The sequence below is a fragment of the Pseudoalteromonas sp. T1lg88 genome (genome assembly GCF_002964765.1).
Taxonomy (GTDB): domain Bacteria; phylum Pseudomonadota; class Gammaproteobacteria; order Enterobacterales; family Alteromonadaceae; genus Pseudoalteromonas.
This window is the reverse complement of record NZ_PQCF01000007.1, coordinates 15,819-35,817: the sequence shown is the minus strand read 5'-3', so window position 1 is coordinate 35,817 and position 19,999 is coordinate 15,819. Positions and strand designations below refer to the sequence as shown.

Here is a 19,999-nt window from a genome sequence, read left to right as displayed (position 1 = left end):
TCAGCGATTGTAAAGCAGCACGCCGATGATGCAAACCTGCATTTATCCCCGCTGCGATAATTGCGCTCATGCGCAGGACGAGCTGTTATTGAGCCACTGATGCCATGGCGTTATCGAATAGTTTTTTACCAAACTGGCAACTTCATCGATAAAAATGCGCAGCTCCTCAGTCACCTAAAGACAAAAAGCAGCCTAAGCTGCTTTTTTATCCACAAGAGCTGATCAGTCCAGGCTTAAGCCTGGGCTAAGCGTGTCCGGCAGGGTCAGCTGCTCCAGCTCTACCGAGGCTACCGGGTAAGCGCAATAGTCCGCGGCATAGTAGGCGCTGGCTCTGTGGTTACCAGAGGCGCCAATACCACCAAATGGCGCCGCACTTGACGCACCTGTGATAGGACGGTTCCAGTTGACGATACCGGCACGAATACGACGCAGGAAGTATTCATAGTCCGCTTCGTTATCACCCAGTAGGCCGGCAGACAGACCATAAGCGGTTTCATTGGCTTTCTCGATGGCGCTATCGAAGTCGCTGTAACGGAATACCTTAAGCAGCGGGCCAAAATGCTCGTCATCCGGGAAGTCTTGTACCGAGGTACACTCGATAATACCCGGAGTAACAAAACCTGTGCCTGCAGTGTGCGTCAGTTCCAGCAATGGCTGAGCACCTAGCTCAACAAGCTGTTGCTGCGCCGCCACCATGCCCTTGGCTGCTGCTTCGGAGATCATAGAACCCATAAACGGCTGCTCGGCGGCATCATAGTCGCCAACCTTGATGTTTTTAGTGGCCGTTAGCAGTTGCGCCAAAATAGCATCACCCAACTCGCCTTCAGGCAAGAAAAGCTTACGCGCACAGGTACAACGCTGGCCGCTGGAAATAAAGGCCGACTGAATAATATCGTGCACCGCCGCCTTGATATCGCTGACATCTTTAACGATAAGCGGGTTGTTACCACCCATTTCCAAAGCCAGGATTTTACCCGGCTGACCGGCAAACTGCTCATGCAGGATATGACCTGTGCGTGATGAACCGGTAAAGAATAGACCGTCGATACCCGGGTGTGAGGCCAAAGCCTTACCGGTTTCAACTTCACCCTGAACCAGGTTAAGCACACCATCAGGCAGACCCGCTTGTTGCCATAGTTTCAAAGTAAACTCGGCTACTGCCGGAGTCAGCTCAGAAGGTTTAAACACCACGGTATTACCCGCTAAAAGCGCCGGTACTATGTGACCGTTAGGCAGGTGACCTGGGAAGTTATAAGGACCAAACACAGCTACTACACCGTGGGCACGGTGACGAATAACGGCTTTACCCACTGGCATGGCATTTTCTACCGTGCCGGTACGCTCTTGGTAAGCTTTTTCTGAAATCGCTACCTTGCCCACCATGGCGGCGGCTTCAGTGCGCGTTTCCCATAAAGGTTTACCGGTTTCCTGGGCGATAATTACCGCCATTTCTTCGCTGTTCGCCTTCAGTTGCTCGGCGAAGGCCTGAACTACAGCCAGACGCTCGGCAAAGGTTTTATCCGACCAAGGGATAAAAGCGTTGCGCGCCGCTACAACGGCGTCATTTACCTGCTCGGCGGTGGCGCTGCTGGCCTGCCAAAGCTGTTCGTTGTTAGCAGGGTTTACCGAGCTAACTGCATGGCCCTGACCTGCAAGCCATTGACCATTAATAAATTGTGCTGGATGAGACATAAATATGACTCCTTATAATGCTGCCACGCACACCTGGTCGCCGCTCTGTACTTTGAGCGCATCGGCGGTGCTTTGCGTTAAAATAATTTCGGCGTCATCGCCACCATCTAGATCCACCTCAACCACCAGGGCACGGTAATCTTCAATGTTCTGATTGGCCACCATCACCGCGTTGTCGCCCTGGCTCTCACCTATCACTACGGTGCGCAGGCCACTGTTGATAACGGTGCGGATATTGTCGACCTTGGCTTCCACCGTAGGACCGGCATCGAAAATATCGACATAGCCGTTAAAGGTGAAGCCTTCGCTTTTAAGCAATTCAATGGCTGGACGCGTATTGGTATGAACCTGGCCCACAACCTGCTGCGCTTCTTTGCTCAACAGGTTTACGTAAATCGGGTATTTCGGCATCAATTCGGCGATAAAGACCTTCTGGCCTATGCCGGTCAGGTAATCCGCGGTGGGGAAGTCCATGCTGAAAAAGTGCTCTTCAAGCCACTGCCAAAACGGACTGCTGCCCTGCTCGTCGGATACACCACGCATTTCGGCGATCACTGTGTCAGCAAAACGCTCACGGTGCTGGTTAATAAACAAGAAACGCGATTTAGACAGTAACTTGCCATTAAATTTTTGCCGATATTTTTCCTTCAGGAACAGCGTACAAAGTTCGGTGGCGCCGGTGTAATCGTTACACAGGGTAAGAATATCAACCGCCTTGTACACACCTAAGGTGCGAGACGAGTGGATCACTTTGGAAAGGTGGTAGTGATAAAATGCATCATCTAAACCCACCGCAGCTTCAATGCCACAGGTACCGGCGATTTCACCGGTTTCGCTATCTTCAAGAACAAACAAGTAGCCTTCATCACCGGCTTTTGCAGTCGGCTTGGCGAAGGATTCAATAGAACGGGTAATCTTATTCTGCAACAACTCTTCATTCAGTGGCAGCGAGGTAAAACCATGCCCCGACTCCTCGGCGATAACGAGCAGCTCTTGATAATCTTGTTGTCGGATTGGGCGAAGAACCATCATAGATCCGCTTACTCCCTAAAGGTTAAACCATAACAAGCCTGGCGCCGCGCCATGCAGCGCCAAACTTCAAATTGACCGGCGTTCTAGTAGTTAGACAGAACGCCGCGGTGAAGTGCTTAAACTAGGCTGGCAACCGCTTTTTCAAAGCGTGCCATGCCTTCACGAATCTCTTCTTCGCTGATCACCAATGACGGTGTAAAACGTACCACATCGGCACCGGCCACAAGCGACATCAAACCTTGTTCCATGCTGGCAACCAGGAATTCACGGGCACGACCCTTGAACTTATCGTTCACTACTGCACCGATAAGCAAGCCTTTACCACGCACATCACGAAAACATCGTACTTAGCATTGATGTCATTTAGAAGTTGCTTAAATAGCGCTTCTTTTTCTTTTACGCCAGCTAATACCGCAGGGTCATTGATAGTGTCGAAAGCCGCTTCGGCTACCGCACACGCCAGCGGGTTACCGCCGTAGGTTGAACCGTGCGTACCCGGCTTAAGGTGCTTGGCAATCTCTTTAGTGGTCAGCATGGCACCGATAGGGAAGCCGCCGCCCAAGGCTTTAGCCGAGCTCATGATATCTGGAGTTACACCCAGACCCTGATAAGCATAAAGCTCACCGGTACGGCCAACACCTGTTTGTACTTCATCGAAAATAAGCAGTGCATTGTGCTTATCGCACAACTCACGTACGCCCTTAACGAAATCAGCTTCAGGAGCAATGATGCCGCCTTCACCTTGCAGTGGCTCCATCATAACCGCACAGGTGTTGTCATCGATCAATGACTTGAATGCTTCCAAGTCGTTGTAATCACAATGCACGATATCACCCGGCTTAGGACCGAAACCGTCTGAATAAGCAGCCTGGCCACCCACGGTTACGGTAAAGAAGGTACGACCGTGGAAGCCTTGGTTAAAGGCGATGATTTTTGATTTTTGTGCACCGAAGTTATCTAGGGCCCAGCGACGAGCAAGCTTTAGTGCCGCTTCGTTAGCTTCCGCACCCGAGTTGGCAAAATAAACCTGCTCGGCAAAGGTCGCGTCGGTCATTTTCTTCGCCAGGCGCAGTGCCGGCTCATTGGTCCAGATATTCGACAGGTGCCAAAGTTTCTCGCCCTGCTCTTTTAATGCCGTAACTAGCGCTGGATGACAATGACCCAAACAGTTAACCGCAATACCACCGGCAAAGTCGATAAACTCACGGCCTTGCTGGTCCCATACACGAGCACCTTCGCCGCGTACCGGGATCACATCCGATGGGTTGTAGTTAGGAACCATTACTTCATCAAATAAAGCGCGATTAACTGTCATTTTCTTTCCTCATTGAGTCTGGCGTTAAAAGTGGGTACCAAGTACAGGTCTGGGGACCTTAAAGCTAGTGCAACACTCTTAACAAGGCTATGAAATCCGCCATTAAGGCGACGGACAAAGCACTACATGAATAACATCATTATTTCAGAAAAAACCTGTAAAGTCTCATGCAAAGCTTTCATGCAGACCCCGTAAACACAGGCATTGAGGGTAGATTTTCACCTTGAGTGAATAACTATTTTAGCGTCATTAATAAAGAAGCCATATGGCATGAGTTGCCGCCGTCAAAGCACATACTGAACAGTATTTGAATGAATATACGTAAAAAATTTACAAAATATTTTCAGCAACGGCTTATTTTGCATCAGTTTGCTGGGTGAAAGTACCTGAATCGATACCAGATAAAGGGGTAAGTTGAGGATTTTGCACATCAAGATAGCCACAGCATAACCGCCGTTCATCTGCTACAACCAATGGTTCTGACAAGAGCCATTGGCCAGCACCAAAATCTTGGCCACGCCGCTGAACTATGACGGCTTACCTAAGCGAAGTAATAAAGCACAGGCTTAAGCTTCAATGTCTTCTTTAATAAAGAGATGTAAGTTAGTACTCACATTAGCGCTAATAATCTACGCCTTTAGACTTGGACCAAGTGCGCCTGCTGAGGTGCTATATTCTGAGCGTTAATTTCGCTCGATAAAGTGCTTTAGCATGTCCAACCCGTGCTGGGTAAGAATGGCTTCCGGGTGAAACTGAATCCCTTCTAAGGCCTTATCGGTATGCAATATGCCCATGATTTCATCCATCTCACCCTGCTCATTCTCGGTCCAAGCGGTAATTTTCAGCTCGGCTGGTAAGGTTTCCGGGGCCACCACCAAGGAATGATAACGACACACCTCAATGCGCTCGTCTAATCCGGCAAAAACGCCCTGCTGTGTAGTACGTATCACAGAAGTTTTACCATGCATAACCTCTCTGGCACGCACCACTTGAGCGCCTAAGGCCTGGGCTATGGTTTGATGTCCCAAGCAAACACCAAGAATAGGAACACTGCCCTGAAAACGGCGCACCAGATCAAGGGAAATACCCGCCTCATTGGGACTGCATGGTCCGGGCGACAGCACTATATGCTCGGGTTTAAGCGCTTGAATATCGGCCAGGGTCAATTCATCGTTGCGCTTAACCAAGACTTCCTGGTCAAGACGCTGGAAATACTGCACCAAGTTAAAGGTAAATGAGTCGTAGTTGTCGATCATTAATAACATGGAATCTTCCACTAAAAAGCCAAGCATTTACACGCTTGGCTTTGGATTAGTCTATTTCTGCCCTAACGCTTAAGGACGCGGAATAAAGCCAAGTGCGTCGTACACTGCTTTTAATGTCGGCGCTGCCTTCGCTCTGGCTTTCTCAGCGCCGCTGCGCATGATCTGATCCAGCAACGCCTGATCCGCACGGATCTCTTTAAAGCGCTGTTGAATAGGCTCAATCATGGCTACCACGGCATCGGCGGTGTCCTTCTTCAGGTGACCATACATCTTGTCTTCGTACTCAGGCACTAGATCATCGATAGAACGCTTGGTTGCTACCGACAGTAAGGTCAACAAGTTTGATACGCCCGGCTTTTCCTGACGATCAAAGTAAATACGTGCCTGCTCGTCAGAGTCGGTCACCGCTTTTTTCAGCTTTTTCTCGATCTTCTTTGGCTCGTCCAGAAGCATGATGTAACCATTTGGGTTTTCATCCGACTTGGACATCTTCTTCAATGGATCCTGCAAGCTCATTACACGGGCGCCAAACTCAGGAATATAAGGCTCTGGCAGCTTAAACACTTCACCATAAAGGTTGTTAAAGCGCGTGGCGATATCTCGGGTCAGCTCCAGGTGTTGCTTTTGGTCTTCACCTACCGGCACCTGATCCGCCTGATACAGGAGGATATCGGCCGCCTGTAACACAGGATAGGCAAATAGGCCGACATTGACGTTGTTGGCGTGCTTGGCCGACTTATCCTTGAACTGTGTCATGCGGTTAAGTTCGCCCATTTGCGCGTAGCAGTTCAACACCCAGGCCAGCTGCGCATGCTCAGGCACCTGAGATTGCACGAATAACGCTGCTTTTTCCGGGTCGATACCACAAGCAGCATAAAGAGCCACACCATCAAGCACACGCGAGCGCAGTACTTCCGGCTCTTGGCGAATGGTGATGGCATGCAGGTCAACCAGCATAAAGTAACTTTCATGATGCTCTTGCAAGCTAAGCCACTGGTTAATGGCGCCAACATAATTGCCGATTGTCATACCACCTGTTGGCTGAATGCCGCTTAACACTACTGGTTTACTCATGATGTTCCTTTATTGCTTATCGATTAATGGCGGTGATTATATCTAAGAATTGGTCACAGAGGTACTCTGGATTGTACTGGCGCAGGTCTTCACCCTGGTGATAACCGCCGCTCAATGCCAGGGCATCCATGGCCGCTGCTTGTGCCGCCAGCAGATCCGATTTCGAGTCGCCGATCATCAAGGCTTGAGCCGGTTCGACACCAAGCTGCTGGCAAGCCTTTAGCAAGGGCTCGGGCGAAGGTTTTTTCTTGCCATCATCGCCACACACAATCACCTGAAAATGACTGGCAATACCCAGCTGTTGCAATAAAGCCTCGGTAAAACATCGGGCCTTGTTGGTGACCAAAGCCTTGGGCGTAGCCGCAAAGGCCGCCAATACAGTTTCAACATGGGGGTAAAGCTGCGAATACTGGCCCAACACCGCAAGATAATGGTGGCAGAACAGCTCGTTGGCACGGCCAATCTCCTGCTCCGTTAGCAACGGATTGGGCTCCATATCACCACTAAGCGCACGCACCACTAGCTGCTCTATGCCATTACCGACAAACTGGCTGACCATGGCGTGAGAGATCACCGGTCGAGCCAGATCGGTAAGCATCAGGTTCACCGCTATGTACATATCCGGCACGCTGTCGACCAGGGTGCCATCAAGATCAAATATCAGCGCCTGGTATTTCACTGAGCAACCTTGGCGAGTTCGCTGCGCATCTGCTCGATGACTACCTGATAGTCGGGTTGACTAAAAATAGCCGAACCGGCTACAAACATATCGGCACCGGCGGCCGCCACTTCGGCAATATTATCCACCTTCACACCACCGTCGACCTCAAGTCGAATATCACGACCACTGGCATCTATGATGGCACGTACCTGCTTAAGCTTTTCCAAGGTATGAGCAATAAAGCTCTGGCCGCCAAACCCAGGGTTAACTGACATTAATAAGATAACATCCAGCTTATCAATAACATGCTCAATAATATGCAGCGGTGTCGCCGGGTTAAATACCAGACCTGCCTGACAACCATGCTCCTTGATCAGAGCCAGGGTACGATCCACATGCTCGCTGGCCTCAGGGTGGAAGGTAATAATGCTGGCACCAGCCTTGGCAAATTCAGGGATCAGGCTGTCGACCGGCTTCACCATCAGGTGCACATCAATAGGTGCCGTGATGCCATAATCTCTAAGCGCCTTACACACCATGGGACCAAACGTCAGGTTCGGCACATAGTGATTATCCATCACATCAAAATGCACCACATCGGCGCCGGCGGAAATAACTCGCTCTACGTCTTCACCAAGACGGGCAAAGTCGGCGGAAAGGATCGAGGGCGCGATCAGGTAGTCTTTCATAATACTGCTCCTTTGAACGGGGCCTATACTTTAACGAAAAATACGCATAGTTGTTAGCGTATGTTTATTTTTGCGAGGTTTTTCATCGATCCCGACGAATTATTTAGAAACAAAACGTTAAAGCCCAACCGTTAACATAAATTAAACATTACGCCCTTGTTTTTAAAGTAAAAAGTTTAATTATTTTTTAAAGTTCAGTTGTTTTTTTAAACAACTTTGCGTAAGCTCTAGTGACTAGTTAAGGATCGGAGAGGGATATGTTGTTAGTGCTGAAAAAACATGCGTTGTTAGCAGGCGTTGCAACTACTGCTATGATTGTTGGCACTTTTGCTATCCAATCTGGCTCATCTCTTAACTCTGAAACCTATAGTCAATGCGTTTGTGATACCAATGCGTACGGCGAACAAACTCAAGACTGTGCTAATCCTGATGGTGAACAATCCTGGTTTGCCTGGTTTGCCGGCGACAGCCGCAGTGCCCAATTTCATTATTTAGACTTGTTGGAATTGCTTAGCCGTAACGACAACAAGGAAAACGCCCGACAATTCTCTAATACCTCCTACTAGGCAGGAATTCTTATGTGGTCACAAATTCAAACTGTGGTCGCGGCCTTTTTTGGTGTACAAAGCGATGCCAAACGTCAACAAGACTTCAGCAATCATAATCCCAAGATCATTATTGCCCTCGCCATTGCCCTGTTTGTTATTTTTGTCCTAGCCGTGTTTGGCCTGGTTCAACTGGTATTGGCGACCGGATAAATACATAGCCATCAATTCATTGACCTTATTGCGACCATTCCCCTTAGGGCTGATGGTGCGCTTTACCTTGAGCACATCAATATCCGCCTGCTCATAGATCTTTCTGGTCCATAAGGTATCGTGGTTAGAGATCAGTACCGAAGTTTGCTGTTCACCCGCGGCCTGCTCGGCCAAGTTGGCCAGGTTCGCTTGGTCGTCCAGGTTAAAACCGCCTTTGGCGTAGCTGGTAAAGGATGCGGTTTTACTCAGCGGCACATAGGGAGGATCGCAATAAACCACGGCATCTTGCGGTAATGAAGCAAAGACATCGCGATAGCTTAAACAGGTAAAGGTGGCTTGCTGTGCCTTTTCAGCAAAGAAATACATTTCCGCTTCGGGGAAATAAGGCTTTTTATATTTTCCAAAAGGCACATTAAAAATGCCTTTAAGATTATAACGGCACAAGCCATTGTAACCATGACGATTCATATAGAGGAATAGGATGGCGCGTTCGTAGGCATCGCGACTTTCGTTAAAGCGAGCCCGCAAGCCATAATAGACATCGGCGTCATTATTAAGCTCGCAAAACAGCTTACGCGCATCACTGATAAACTCATCAGGCGCATGGGCTAATTCTTTATAGAGGTTGATTAGATCCGCATTGATATCGTTAAGCACGTAATGCTTAAAATTGGTATTTAGAAACACCGAGCCGGCGCCAACAAAGGGTTCAACGAGCGTAGATGCAGAGCTGCCGGTGAGCTCCTGAGCTTGATCTAAACGTTTGGCGATATCTTCGACCAAACTGTATTTGCCGCCCGCCCATTTCAGGAAAGCACGGGTTTTCTTTTGCATCTATTCTACTAGCTCATCTTTAATTATTATCTCACTCCCGGTGCACCACAAGGGTAAATGTAAATACCGGGGTCAACGCCAAATTCTACCGCAATTCAGGGGACTGTTGCGAGTTTATCTCCCCTTTTATCTGCGCTATTTGTTTACCTTAGCGCTGGGCCTCGCCAATTAGTATGCGTATCGCCGCCAACTAAGAGGTTAGTTCATTCTTAGACACGGCCTGAGCCCAGGTAAGCACATGCCGGCCTTTAACGGCACTATGATAAGGCGCACTGCACCTTCTTATTGGTGCTGACCATTATAGGCCACAGGCAGGAGGAGCGATTGTATTAGCGTGTGAGCAGGGTTTCTAGCTCGGCGTCGCTGACATCATCAACCAATTCACAACGTCCAAATTGGCTAGGCAGAATAAAGCGAATGCGTCCCGCTTTGTTTTTTTTGTCCTTGCGCATATGGGCAAGAAACTGCGCTGGGGTCATTTCATCTGGGATTTGCACTGGTAGATCATAGGCTTTGAGCAAGGCAATAATACGCTCAACCTCGGCACTACTTAGCTTGCCTCGGCTGTGTGCCAGTTGTGCTGCCAGCACCATACCGACCGCGACCGCTTCTCCGTGAAGCCAGGCGCCGTAGCCCATTTCAGCTTCGATAGCATGACCAAAAGTATGACCTAAATTAAGCAAGGCCCTAAGCCCGGCTTCTTTTTCGTCCGCCGCTACTATCTCCGCCTTAATGGCACAGCAACGCTGTATCACCCTTGGCAATAGCTGAGCATCCAAGGCCTTGATCTCTTCAACATTACGCTCAAGTAACTCGAACAAATCAAGGTCGTAGATCAAGCCGTATTTAATCACCTCGGCCATACCGGCGGCAAATTCCTTGGCCGGTAAGGTGGCCAGCGCAGCGGTATCGATAAACACTGCCTGAGGCTGATAAAAGGCACCGATCATATTCTTGCCCAAGGGGTGGTTAACCGCGGTTTTACCGCCTACGGATGAATCCACTTGCGACAACAAGGTGGTAGGGATCTGCACAAAAGGTACGCCGCGCTGATAACAGGCAGCAACAAAACCGGTCAGGTCACCAATAACCCCGCCACCCAAGGCCAGCAAAATGGTATCGCGGCCACAGTTGTGCTCTAACAAAAAGGCATTGAGGCGCTCAAACCATTCCAATGTTTTGTATTGCTCACCGTCGGGCATTACGAAGACAAGAAGATCCTTATCTGCCAAGCTGGCAATCAGGGTGTCCAGGTAGAGAGGTGCTATGGTTTCATTGGTAACGATTACCGCGCGTCGCTCGCCTACATATTGCTGCAGGCGCGCACCGTCTTGTATTAACTCGTTACCAATAAAGATGGGATAACTGCGCTCACCGAGTTCAACATTGAGTTCCAGCATGCGCAATTCTCCTTGGGATATTTAGAAGTTAAGCTTCTCGATGATTTGGTTAGCCACAACTTTCGCACTCTGCTCATCGGTACGCACAACAAAGTCGGCGATTTCTTGATACAGCGGGTTGCGCTCTTCGGCTAGACGCTCCAACACATGCTGCGGCGCTTCTTCTGTTTGCAGTAGCGGACGTCGTTTATCACGCTGGGTGCGGGCAACCTGTTTTTCGATTGGGGTCTCAAGGTATACCACAATACCGCGAGCAGACAGTTTGTTGCGTACTTCTTTACTGACTACTGAGCCACCACCTGTTGCCAATACGATACCCTGAAGCTCGGTTAGATCTGTGATCACCGCTTCTTCACGACGACGGAAACCATCTTCGCCTTCGATATCAAATACCCAAGCAATGTCGGCACCGGTGCGGCGCTCGATTTCGTTATCCGAGTCATAAAACTCAAGGTGCAGTTGGTCTGCAATGTGGCGACCAATTGTGCTCTTTCCGGCCCCCATGGGACCTACTAGAAATATATTACGTTTCTCAGCCATATCTTTTAGTACAAACGAACTCTAAAATTTGAAATAAAACCCCGCCTCGCGACTGGCCCCAAAATTCAAGGGGGAGATTATCTCAGTAATTTATGCCTGTTTTCAAGCATAATACTGCAAATAATCACAGTGGGCGGTGGGTCGATTAGAGAAATCCAGCGCACTTTTAGAACTTAGCCCTGCTTACGATGGATTTCTACTTAAGCCGAATCTGAGTAGGCTACTTAATCACTTTTAAGTGATTAGCTTTTTTGCCTTTGCCGTCGTCCTGACTGTTCTCACGGCTTGCTTGTGGGTTTGGATTGTCAATTGCCTCGAACCCGGCCTGCGGTTGTTGCGGCTCAGACTCGGCAGTTGATTGTACTGATTCAGAACGATCCTGCTCTTCGTATAACTCTTCTTGAGTAAATACCGTGCCTTCGCCATTTTCTCGGGCATAGATGGCCAATACAGCTCCCATGGGTACATAAACCTGCATGGGCTGACCACCAAAGCGAGCATTAAAGGTCAATGCTCGGTTATCCATTGAAAATTGCATTACAGCGCTCGGGCTGATGTTCAACACAATTTGTCCGTCTTGAACAAACTGAGTCGGTACCTGTACCTGAGCAAACTCGGCATCGACAACCAAGTGCGGTGTGCACTGGTTGTCGACTATCCAGTCGTAAAAGGCACGTAACAGATAAGGTCTGTTAGGTGTCATTAGAGACGAATCTCACGTTCTGCTTCAGTCAATGACGCTTGGAACGATTCACGCTCAAACAAGCGAATCATGTACTCTTTCAGCTCTTTGCTGCCAGCACCCGCAAGCTCGATACCAAGCTCAGGTAAACGCCATAATAGCGGCGCCAGGTAGCAATCAACTAGGCTGAACTCTTCGCTCATAAAGTATGGTGCTTCATTGAAAATAGGTGCTACCGCAAGCAGTGCTTCGGTCAGCTCTTTGCGTGCTTGCTCAGCATCGCTGCCACCGGCTAGGATCTTCGAAGCAAGCGAATACCAATCGGTGTCAATACGGTGCATCATCAAGCGGCTGCGACCACGCATTACCGGGTACACAGGCATTAATGGAGGGTGCGGGAAGCGCTCATCCAAATATTCCATGATGATGTTTGCTTGGTAAAGACCTAGCTCACGATCGATCAAAGTAGGAACCGTACCGTACGGGTTAATTTCGTGTAATGCTTCTGGCAGGTTATCTTTCTCCGCCAAATGGATATCCACGCTCACGCCTTTCTCAGCCAAGACAATACGAACTTGATGGCTGTACATACAATTCGCGCCGGAAAACAGCGTCATTACAGGGCGTTTATTGGCAGCAACGGCCATGCCTACCTCCATTAAAAAATCACAAAGTACAACATACTTTTTGCGTCATCACAGTGCCTAGCCTGACTAAATTCACAGCAATGATTTTAAACGGCAATAGGGGCATACGCCCCTATTGAGTTAACTGGTTGATTATTCTAATTAATGAACATCACGCCAGTATTCTTTCTTCAGTAAGAAAGCAAAGATAAAGAGGATAAATAGGAAACCAATAACCTTGATACCTAAAGACTCCGAATCTAAACGTGAAGGCTCACCTACATAGGCTAGGAAGTTAGCAATGTCGCGAGCAGCATGATCATACTCGTCAACACTCATTTCACCCTGGCCGTCGGTTTCAACCGCTACCACTTTCTTAACTGTTTTTCCGTGCTCTTCCACTTCCTCGAATACAGGATTTGGTAGACCTTGTAGTTCTTGAAGAACGTGCGGCATACCTACAGAAGGGAACACAATGTTGTTTACGCCAAATGGACGCGACTCATCTTTATAGAACGACTTTAAGTAGGTGTAGATGTAGTCAGGTGATTTAACACGTGAAATCAGTGTTAAATCCGGTGGCGCAGCACCGAACCATTTTGCAGCATCGTCTTTTTCCATCGCATTGGTGATGTGGCTACCTACTTTCGAACCATCGAAAATAAGCGTTTCCTGGCCGATATCGGTAGGAATACCGATATCGCGGAAAGTACGCTCATAACGCTGGTACTGCATTTGGTGACAACCAAGGCAGTAGTTCATAAATAGCTTAGCACCGCGTTGTAATGATGCTTGATCCGTTAGGTCGATGTTTGCTTCTTGCAAAGGCATCGAAGGACCCGCTGCCATTGATAGCGTTGGCAGCAATGCGAATAAACCGATTACTAGTTTTTTCATCACTTAGTCAACCTCTCTGGCAATGGCTTGGTCTTCTCGTTCTTAGAGTAGAAGAACAGTAGCACGAAGAACATAAAGTAAGTAACTGTACAAATCTGCGACAAAATCGTTTTGAAGTCAGTTTGTGGAGTTGCACCTACCCAGCCAAGGATAACGAAGGTTACAACGAACTGAGCAATGTTCAGCTTGTGGAAACCACAACGGTAGCGGATTGATTTAACTTTACCACGGTCAATCCAAGGTAGCAGCGCTAGCACTACAATTGACGCACCCATGGCGATTACACCCATTAGCTTGTCTGGAATCGCACGCAAAATCGCATAGAAAGGCGTGAAGTACCAAACAGGGAAGATGTGCTCAGGCGTTTTCAGCGGGTTTGCCGCTTCAAAGTTTGGCGCTTCTAGGAAGAAACCACCCATAGCCGGCGCAAAGAACACCACGTAGCAGAATAGGATTAAGAAGCCCACAACACCCACAATATCTTTTACCGTGTAGTAAGGGTGGAAAGGAATCGCATCAACGATGTCTTTCTTGTTTGTATAGTATTCGTGGAACTTGAATTTTGGCTTGTCTTCTTCGGCAACCGTGCCTTTCTTACGCTTGATTTCAACACCGTCTGGATTGTTTGAACCCACTTCGTGAAGAGCAACAATGTGCAAGAACACTAGGATAACAAGTACCAGCGGCAGTGCGATTACGTGTAGGGCGAAGAAGCGGTTAAGCGTTGCACCTGAAATTACGTAGTCACCACGGATCCACAGGGTAAGGTCATCACCAATCACCGGAATAGCACCGAATAGTGAGATAATTACCTGAGCACCCCAGAATGACATCTGACCCCAAGGTAGTAGATAACCCATGAAGGCTTCAGCCATTAGCGCTAGGAAGATAAACATACCGAATAGCCACAGTAGTTCACGCGGCTTCTGGTATGAACCGTAGATCATGCCACGGAACATGTGCAAATAAACCACTACGAAGAACGCCGAGGCGCCAGTAGAGTGGAGATAACGCAGCAACCAGCCGTATTCTACGTCACGCATGATGTATTCAACGGAAGCAAACGCACCTTCGGCCGAAGGAACGAAGTTCATGGTTAACCAAATACCAGTAACGATCTGGTTTACTAGTACTAGCATGGCTAGTGAGCCAAAGAAGTACCAGAAGTTAAAGTTTTTCGGTGCGGGATATTGTGCGATGTGCATATTCCAGACGCGAGTCATAGGAATACGTTCATCAATCCAGTTGATAATATTACCAAACATTATGCTACCCCTTCGCCTTGCTCAGCACCAACTAAAATAGTTGTGTCGTCAATGAAGTAATAAGGAGGGATCTCTAGGTTTAGAGGAGCTGGAACCGACTGGAATACTCGACCGGCCATATCAAATTTAGAACCATGACATGGACAGAAGAAACCATCGTCTGTGCCTTCCACTTTCTCACCAAAGCCACCTTGTAGGAAGCTAGGAGAACAACCCAGGTGAGTACAAATACCCACGGCCACAAAGATAGTTTCTTTGATTGAACGGAATTCGTTCTTGGCAAACCCAGGCTGTTGCGGTTCATCAGACTGAGGATCACGGAGTTGATCTTCGTGTGCTTTAAGTTGTTCTAGCATTTCCGGCGTACGCGAGATTACCCAAACAGGTTTGCCTCGCCATTCAACACGGATTAATTGTCCAGGCTCTAGTTTAGAGATATCCACTTCTACGGGAGCACCCGCAGATTTAGCTCTCTCACTAGGGTTCCAAGACGCAATAAAAGGAACAGCAGCTCCAACCGCACCCACACCACCTACAACAGAGGTAGCAATGGTCAAAAAGCGGCGTCGGCTGTTGTCTACAGGCGCATTGCTCATCCACTTATCTCCACTATGATTCTCAACACTTGCTATATTGAGAACATCAGTTACAGCAGGTTAATTTTTGAAGTTACAAAATAGAAGCGATCATAAATAAAAGCCTTGATTAAAACAAGGTTATTCACTGTTTCACAGTCGAATAAGCACCCTCTCAGCGACTGAGTCTGGGTTCAAAAAGCGTATTCGATTATCAAGCAGTGCTGTTTATGTTATCGCAAACACTCGCCGCCGACGCTGATAAAGATCAAGGTCTAGTCAAGCAAAGTAGTTTAAAATCACTTCGTTAGTTTATTTGCCCGGCAATTGTAGCAAAAAATTCTCAAAATTATCGGCTTGATTTGCATTAAATCGGGGAAATTATGAAATATTCTCGGCGAAAGAGACCTAAGCCGTCCCCGCGTCGAAAACAGGCAATAAAAAACCCGGTTTGCCAAAGGCAAAGCCGGGTTTTGAAATTCTGGATACGTAATAAATTAACGCTTCGAGAACTGTGTTTTCTTACGTGCTTTCTTAAGACCCACTTTCTTACGCTCAACTTTACGAGCGTCGCGAGTAACAAAGCCAGCTTTACGAAGTGAAGGACGAAGTGATTCATCGAACTCCATAAGCGCACGAGTGATACCGTGACGGATAGCACCAGCTTGACCAGTAGTACCACCACCTTCAACAGTGATGTAAAGGTCAAACTTTTCAGTCATTTCAACTAGCTCTAGAGGCTGACGAACAACCATGCGAGCAGTTTCACGACCGAAATATTCTTCGATAGAACGTTGATTGATTACGATGTTGCCAGTGCCTGGGCGTAGGAAAACGCGAGCACTTGAACTTTTACGACGACCTGTACCGTAGTATTGATTTGCCATGAGTTAGTGCTCCTTAAATGTCTAGAACCTGAGGCTGTTGTGCAGCGTGGTTATGCTCGGTACCTGCGTAAACTTTAAGTTTACGGTACATTGCACGGCCAAGAGGACCGCGTGGAAGCATGCCTTTAACAGCTTTTTCGATGATCATTTCAGGCTTTTTAGCTTGAAGTTTCTCGAAGTTGATAGACTTAAGGCCACCTGGGAAGCCAGTGTGCGCGTAGTACATTTTGTCCTGAGTCTTGTTACCAGTTACGGTTACTTTTTCCGCGTTGATAACGATGATGTAATCACCAGTGTCAACATGAGGAGTGTACTCAGCTTTATGCTTACCGCGTAGGCGACGAGCGATCTCAGTAGCGATACGACCTAAAGTTTTACCTTCAGCGTCAACTACGTACCAGTCACGTTTTACTGATTCTGGCTTAGCAACAAACGTTTTCATTTATAAAAATCCAATGTTTACAATTATAAAACCACAAGCAGAAATTTTTCTGCTGCTCTATTAAATATGCTTCAACCCCTTCGAGTTTAAGACTTAACCCTCAGTAGTGGCTAAACGAACCGAGGTAGAACGGCAAGTGGTAGGCGCGGGAGTATAGCAAAGAAAATAGGGAATTACTACTGCTTAGCTGTTTTTTTGCGCGCCTTTAAGGGGTCGAAGTGGCGGCACCAAAACGCGCCGCTAAGATCAGGCCAAATGAGGGCGTTTTAGGTATTCGTGCGACTGCATTTCCTGCAAACGACTAACACAACGCTTAAACTCAAAGTTCAACCGACCACTGCTGTAAAGCTGCTCTATTGGCGCTTCGGCAGAGATGATCAAGGTTACATTACGTTCATAGAATTCATCGACCAGAGCGATAAAACGGCGCGCCGCATCATCATTATGCTGGCCCATCTGCTTAACATTGGCCAACAAAACAGTGTTATAAAGACGGGAGATTTCCATATAGTCGACCTGAGACCGTGCACTTTCGCAAAGCTGCTCAAAATCAAACATCACGATACAGTCGCTGACCATACGGGTGCCTATCATTCGCCCTTCGATTTCAATCTCTTCATTGGCGCGCCCGGGCTCTGGAGAGAGCTGCTCAAAATAAGCAAAGAGGTTTTTATCCGCCTGCTCATCTAGAGGACTGTGGAAGATCTCCGCCTGCTCGAGCGTACGCAAACGATAATCAACACCTGAGTCTACATTCACCACCTCGGTATTAGCCTTAACCAACTCAATAGCGGGTAAAAAGCGCGCTCGTTGCAGGCCATTTTTATATAACTCATCTGGCACTATATTCGAGGTTGCCACCAAGATGATGCCACGCTCGAACAAGGCCTCCATTAAGCCCCCCAAAAGCATGGCATCGGTGATATCTTGGACGAAAAACTCATCAAAACAGATGATATCCGTTTCACTTTTAAGCTTATCGGCCACCACCAAAAGAGGGTTCTTAACCTCTTGTAATTGCTTTAATTCATGATGCACCCGGTGCATAAAACGGTGGAAGTGCACACGCATTTTACGTTCCGTTGGCAAAGCCTCATAAAAGGTATCTACCAGGTAGGTCTTACCACGACCAACACCACCCCAAAAATAAAGCCCTTTAATGGTCTTCGTGCTATCCTTAGAAAAGAGTCTTGCGAATAAACCGGCCGGCTTGGGTGGTTGCGCGACCATATCATCGAATAGCCTTTGCAGGTGCCTAACGGCATTTTCCTGAGCGGCATCATAGAGAAAGTCGTCACGCAGTAAGTCTTGTTGGTATTTTTGCCAAGGAGTCATGATAGTAACGGCGTACAAAGAGGTAAATTTTCGCGCTATCTTAACACGGCTCATAACAAAGCGTATATTTGGCTAAGAAAGTTTTCAGAAGGGGAAATCTATGTCCACTATTACTTGGATTGGAGTTGTAATCATTATTGCCATTGGCAGCTTCTTTGTTGGTGGCTTGTTTACAAAAAAACGCTTTAAGCAGGAAGAATTAGAGCAACAAGCTGAAAAAGCACAAAACGAGCTGGAACAATATCGCCAGGACGTCGCTGACCACTTGGATAGCACTAATAGACTGATCAATAAATTAAAAGACAACTATGAGCAGTTGGCTCATCATGTGCAGCAAAGCGACCATTTATTGCTGAGCAAAAAGGACCTGGGTGAGAGCCAGCCGTTTTTCTCTAAAGAAACCACGGAACAACTGCAGGCATCATTAAGTCAGCGTCCAGAGCGCCACTCCAGCAACATAGTCCATGACAGCCAGCCGGCCGACTATGCCGCCGGTGAATCCGGACTGTTTCGAGGCGAGAAAAAGGATGTTGAACAAAGACAATCTGCTTGATAAATAAGCAGTCGTTCTACCCTTGAGGAACTAATTTAGCATCCCCATAGTCAGTATAGAAAATAGCTTTATAGGTACCGGGCTGCTTCGCGGCCCTCTCTTTTGGAGTTTGTCTATACTATGAAAATGAAGTTATCAGTTCTCAGTGCCGCAATTTTATCGGCCACATTTTTTATGCAGCCCGGCCTTGCCGAGGCAAAATTACCCGTTGCCGTTGATGGTCAACAACTTCCCACCCTAGCGCCTATGCTAGAGCGCGTAACGCCTGGCGTTGTTAGTATTCGCGTTTCAGGTTCCAAGGAAGTCCGTGGTCGTGTCGACCCATTCGACTTCTTCTTTGGTCGCCCTCAGCCTCGCTCGCAAAAGCGCCCTTTTAGCGGCTTAGGCTCAGGCGTGATCATAGATGCCGATGACGGTTATATAGTTACCAACAACCATGTTATCGACGATGCCGAAGAAATGCTGGTGACCTTAGAAGACGGCCGTGAATTTGCCGCCAAGTTGATTGGCGCCGATAAAGAGTCGGATATCGCCCTGTTGCAAATCGAAGGCAAAGACCTGACCGAAATTAAACTGGCCGACTCAGACAAGCTGCGCGTCGGCGACTTCTCCGTGGCCATAGGCAACCCCTTTGGTTTAAGTCACACGGTCACCTCGGGCATTGTCAGTGCTCTTGGCCGTAGCGGCCTCAATATTGAAGGATACGAAGACTTTATTCAAACCGATGCCGCCATCAACCAGGGTAACTCTGGTGGTGCCTTGGTGAACCTTAAGGGCGAGCTGATCGGCATCAACACCGCCATCCTCGGCGCCTCAGGTGGCAACGTGGGCATCGGCTTTGCCATTCCTTCAAATATGATGAAGAACTTGGTCGATCAGATCATTGAGTTTGGCCAGGTACGCCGTGGCTCGCTGGGGATCTCCGGACGCACGCTGGATGCCGGTTACGCCGAAGCCCTGGATCTTGATGTGAAGCGCGGCGCCATGGTTGAGCGCGTGGTCGAAGACTCGGCCGCTGAAAAGGCCGGTATCAAGGCGGGCGATGTGATCATCAGCGTCAATGGCAATGATATACGCAGCTTCCAGGAGCTACAGGGTAAAATAGCGACCCTGGGCGAAGGTAAGAAAGTGGAAATCGGCCTCTATCGTGACGGCGATGAAATCGAAGTGGACGTCACCCTGGCCGCCGCCGGTGATATCGCCAAAGAAGCGGCGGAAGTGCACCCGGCACTGGCCGGTGCCGAGCTTGAGTCGGGCAAACGCAACGGCGTCAAAGGCGTGATAGTCAATAGCGTCGATCCCCGCTCGGTTGCCGCCCGTATCGGCTTAGAGGAAGGCGATATCATCACTCAGGTGAATCGCCAGCGCGTAGAAACAGTGCGAGAGCTGTCCAGCACCATAGCCGATATTAAAGGCAATATAGTGCTTGTAGTGCGCCGCGGTAACAGCACCTTCTTCGCTCCGATTCAGTAAGCAC

21 protein-coding genes and 1 pseudogene are annotated in these 19,999 nt (G+C 48.3%); 4 read left to right on the top strand and 18 right to left on the bottom strand.

Annotated features, from left to right (window positions below; translation table 11 throughout):
• Positions 1-222: 222 nt before the first annotated feature.
• The 7 genes and pseudogenes from astD to rpe form a co-directional block, all read right to left on the bottom strand.
• Positions 223-1,692, bottom strand: coding sequence for a succinylglutamate-semialdehyde dehydrogenase (gene astD, locus C2M34_RS04100; protein ID WP_105258140.1), 1,470 nt, complete (start codon positions 1,690-1,692; stop codon positions 223-225).
• A gap of 12 nt (positions 1,693-1,704) precedes the next feature.
• Complete coding sequence (astA, locus tag C2M34_RS04095) at positions 1,705-2,724, bottom strand: arginine N-succinyltransferase (RefSeq protein ID WP_105200078.1); 1,020 nt, start codon at positions 2,722-2,724, stop codon at positions 1,705-1,707.
• A 116-nt stretch (positions 2,725-2,840) separates the two neighbouring features.
• A pseudogene (locus tag C2M34_RS04090) lies at positions 2,841-4,039 on the bottom strand (aspartate aminotransferase family protein).
• A gap of 683 nt (positions 4,040-4,722) precedes the next feature.
• Positions 4,723-5,304, bottom strand: a complete 582-nt coding sequence (locus C2M34_RS04085) for an anthranilate synthase component II (protein WP_105258232.1) — start codon at positions 5,302-5,304, stop codon at positions 4,723-4,725.
• A 69-nt stretch (positions 5,305-5,373) separates the two neighbouring features.
• The gene (gene trpS / locus C2M34_RS04080) at positions 5,374-6,378 is read right to left on the bottom strand and encodes a tryptophan--tRNA ligase (RefSeq protein WP_105200076.1); all 1,005 of its coding nucleotides are present in this window, start codon (positions 6,376-6,378) and stop codon (positions 5,374-5,376) included.
• Positions 6,379-6,394: 16 nt separating this feature from the next.
• Positions 6,395-7,057, bottom strand: a complete 663-nt coding sequence (locus C2M34_RS04075) for an HAD-IA family hydrolase (RefSeq protein WP_105258139.1) — start codon at positions 7,055-7,057, stop codon at positions 6,395-6,397.
• Entirely contained in the window at positions 7,054-7,728 is a 675-nt protein-coding gene (gene rpe / locus C2M34_RS04070; protein ID WP_105258138.1) for a ribulose-phosphate 3-epimerase, read from the bottom strand. Before rpe ends, C2M34_RS04075 begins: the two co-directional genes overlap by 4 nt.
• A 257-nt stretch (positions 7,729-7,985) precedes the next feature.
• On the opposite strand from rpe, the gene C2M34_RS04065 reads away from it, so the two are divergent.
• Complete coding sequence (locus tag C2M34_RS04065) at positions 7,986-8,294, top strand: hypothetical protein (protein WP_105258137.1); 309 nt, start codon at positions 7,986-7,988, stop codon at positions 8,292-8,294.
• Between the two features lie 12 nt (positions 8,295-8,306).
• Positions 8,307-8,486, top strand: coding sequence for a DUF2970 domain-containing protein (locus C2M34_RS04060; RefSeq protein WP_105200072.1), 180 nt, complete (start codon positions 8,307-8,309; stop codon positions 8,484-8,486).
• Here C2M34_RS04060 and C2M34_RS04055 read toward each other — a convergent pair.
• From C2M34_RS04055 to zapE, 11 genes are all read right to left on the bottom strand, one after another.
• A complete protein-coding gene (locus tag C2M34_RS04055) occupies positions 8,442-9,320 on the bottom strand; it encodes a Dam family site-specific DNA-(adenine-N6)-methyltransferase (protein WP_105200071.1) in 879 nt (292 codons plus the stop codon). The genes C2M34_RS04060 and C2M34_RS04055 overlap by 45 nt on opposite strands.
• A 329-nt stretch (positions 9,321-9,649) precedes the next feature.
• Positions 9,650-10,720, bottom strand: coding sequence for a 3-dehydroquinate synthase (gene aroB, locus C2M34_RS04050; RefSeq protein ID WP_105258136.1), 1,071 nt, complete (start codon positions 10,718-10,720; stop codon positions 9,650-9,652).
• A 21-nt stretch (positions 10,721-10,741) separates the two neighbouring features.
• On the bottom strand, positions 10,742-11,260 hold the full coding sequence (gene aroK, locus C2M34_RS04045; RefSeq protein WP_105187988.1) for a shikimate kinase AroK: 519 nt from the start codon (positions 11,258-11,260) through the stop codon (positions 10,742-10,744).
• Between the two features lie 220 nt (positions 11,261-11,480).
• A complete protein-coding gene (locus tag C2M34_RS04040; RefSeq protein WP_105200069.1) occupies positions 11,481-11,963 on the bottom strand; it encodes a ClpXP protease specificity-enhancing factor in 483 nt (160 codons plus the stop codon).
• The gene (sspA, locus tag C2M34_RS04035; protein WP_105258135.1) at positions 11,963-12,589 is read right to left on the bottom strand and encodes a stringent starvation protein SspA; all 627 of its coding nucleotides are present in this window, start codon (positions 12,587-12,589) and stop codon (positions 11,963-11,965) included. The genes C2M34_RS04040 and sspA overlap by 1 nt, the downstream gene beginning before the upstream one ends.
• Before the next feature lie 141 nt (positions 12,590-12,730).
• Positions 12,731-13,468: a cytochrome c1 gene (locus C2M34_RS04030; RefSeq protein ID WP_105200067.1), complete on the bottom strand. Its 738-nt coding sequence runs from the start codon at positions 13,466-13,468 to the stop codon at positions 12,731-12,733.
• On the bottom strand, positions 13,465-14,730 hold the full coding sequence (locus C2M34_RS04025) for a cytochrome b (RefSeq protein WP_105200066.1): 1,266 nt from the start codon (positions 14,728-14,730) through the stop codon (positions 13,465-13,467). Before C2M34_RS04025 ends, C2M34_RS04030 begins: the two co-directional genes overlap by 4 nt.
• Positions 14,730-15,326, bottom strand: a complete 597-nt coding sequence (petA, locus tag C2M34_RS04020; protein WP_105200065.1) for a ubiquinol-cytochrome c reductase iron-sulfur subunit — start codon at positions 15,324-15,326, stop codon at positions 14,730-14,732. The genes C2M34_RS04025 and petA overlap by 1 nt, the downstream gene beginning before the upstream one ends.
• Before the next feature lie 476 nt (positions 15,327-15,802).
• On the bottom strand, positions 15,803-16,192 hold the full coding sequence (rpsI, locus tag C2M34_RS04015; RefSeq protein ID WP_105200064.1) for a 30S ribosomal protein S9: 390 nt from the start codon (positions 16,190-16,192) through the stop codon (positions 15,803-15,805).
• 13 nt (positions 16,193-16,205) lie between these two features.
• Complete coding sequence (gene rplM, locus C2M34_RS04010; RefSeq protein ID WP_105187995.1) at positions 16,206-16,634, bottom strand: 50S ribosomal protein L13; 429 nt, start codon at positions 16,632-16,634, stop codon at positions 16,206-16,208.
• A 246-nt stretch (positions 16,635-16,880) separates the two neighbouring features.
• Positions 16,881-17,969, bottom strand: coding sequence for a cell division protein ZapE (gene zapE / locus C2M34_RS04005; RefSeq protein WP_105258134.1), 1,089 nt, complete (start codon positions 17,967-17,969; stop codon positions 16,881-16,883).
• 100 nt (positions 17,970-18,069) lie between these two features.
• Here zapE and C2M34_RS04000 point away from each other — a divergent pair, with 100 nt between their 5' ends.
• Positions 18,070-18,522, top strand: coding sequence for a YhcB family protein (locus tag C2M34_RS04000; RefSeq protein ID WP_105200063.1), 453 nt, complete (start codon positions 18,070-18,072; stop codon positions 18,520-18,522).
• Between the two features lie 120 nt (positions 18,523-18,642).
• A complete protein-coding gene (locus C2M34_RS03995; RefSeq protein ID WP_105258133.1) occupies positions 18,643-19,995 on the top strand; it encodes a DegQ family serine endoprotease in 1,353 nt (450 codons plus the stop codon).
• The last annotated feature ends 4 nt before the right edge of the window (positions 19,996-19,999 follow it).

Bases quoted from the DNA above. Each gene is read 5' to 3' on its own strand.
- rpe (WP_105258138.1), bottom strand. From the start codon at position 7,728: ATGAAAGACTACCTGATCGCGCCCTCGATCCTTTCCGCCGACTTTGCC.
- astA (WP_105200078.1), bottom strand. From the start codon at position 2,724: ATGATGGTTCTTCGCCCAATCCGACAACAAGATTATCAAGAGCTGCTC.
- C2M34_RS04025 (WP_105200066.1), bottom strand. From the start codon at position 14,730: ATGTTTGGTAATATTATCAACTGGATTGATGAACGTATTCCTATGACT.
- zapE (WP_105258134.1), bottom strand. From the start codon at position 17,969: ATGACTCCTTGGCAAAAATACCAACAAGACTTACTGCGTGACGACTTT.
- C2M34_RS04085 (WP_105258232.1), bottom strand. From the start codon at position 5,304: ATGTTATTAATGATCGACAACTACGACTCATTTACCTTTAACTTGGTG.
- C2M34_RS04055 (WP_105200071.1), bottom strand. From the start codon at position 9,320: ATGCAAAAGAAAACCCGTGCTTTCCTGAAATGGGCGGGCGGCAAATAC.
- aroB (WP_105258136.1), bottom strand. From the start codon at position 10,720: ATGCTGGAACTCAATGTTGAACTCGGTGAGCGCAGTTATCCCATCTTT.
- C2M34_RS04060 (WP_105200072.1), top strand. From the start codon at position 8,307: ATGTGGTCACAAATTCAAACTGTGGTCGCGGCCTTTTTTGGTGTACAA.
- C2M34_RS03995 (WP_105258133.1), top strand. From the start codon at position 18,643: ATGAAAATGAAGTTATCAGTTCTCAGTGCCGCAATTTTATCGGCCACA.
- C2M34_RS04000 (WP_105200063.1), top strand. From the start codon at position 18,070: ATGTCCACTATTACTTGGATTGGAGTTGTAATCATTATTGCCATTGGC.
- petA (WP_105200065.1), bottom strand. From the start codon at position 15,326: ATGAGCAATGCGCCTGTAGACAACAGCCGACGCCGCTTTTTGACCATT.
- rplM (WP_105187995.1), bottom strand. From the start codon at position 16,634: ATGAAAACGTTTGTTGCTAAGCCAGAATCAGTAAAACGTGACTGGTAC.
- C2M34_RS04065 (WP_105258137.1), top strand. From the start codon at position 7,986: ATGTTGTTAGTGCTGAAAAAACATGCGTTGTTAGCAGGCGTTGCAACT.
- astD (WP_105258140.1), bottom strand. From the start codon at position 1,692: ATGTCTCATCCAGCACAATTTATTAATGGTCAATGGCTTGCAGGTCAG.
- rpsI (WP_105200064.1), bottom strand. From the start codon at position 16,192: ATGGCAAATCAATACTACGGTACAGGTCGTCGTAAAAGTTCAAGTGCT.
- sspA (WP_105258135.1), bottom strand. From the start codon at position 12,589: ATGGCCGTTGCTGCCAATAAACGCCCTGTAATGACGCTGTTTTCCGGC.
- C2M34_RS04040 (WP_105200069.1), bottom strand. From the start codon at position 11,963: ATGACACCTAACAGACCTTATCTGTTACGTGCCTTTTACGACTGGATA.
- aroK (WP_105187988.1), bottom strand. From the start codon at position 11,260: ATGGCTGAGAAACGTAATATATTTCTAGTAGGTCCCATGGGGGCCGGA.
- trpS (WP_105200076.1), bottom strand. From the start codon at position 6,378: ATGAGTAAACCAGTAGTGTTAAGCGGCATTCAGCCAACAGGTGGTATG.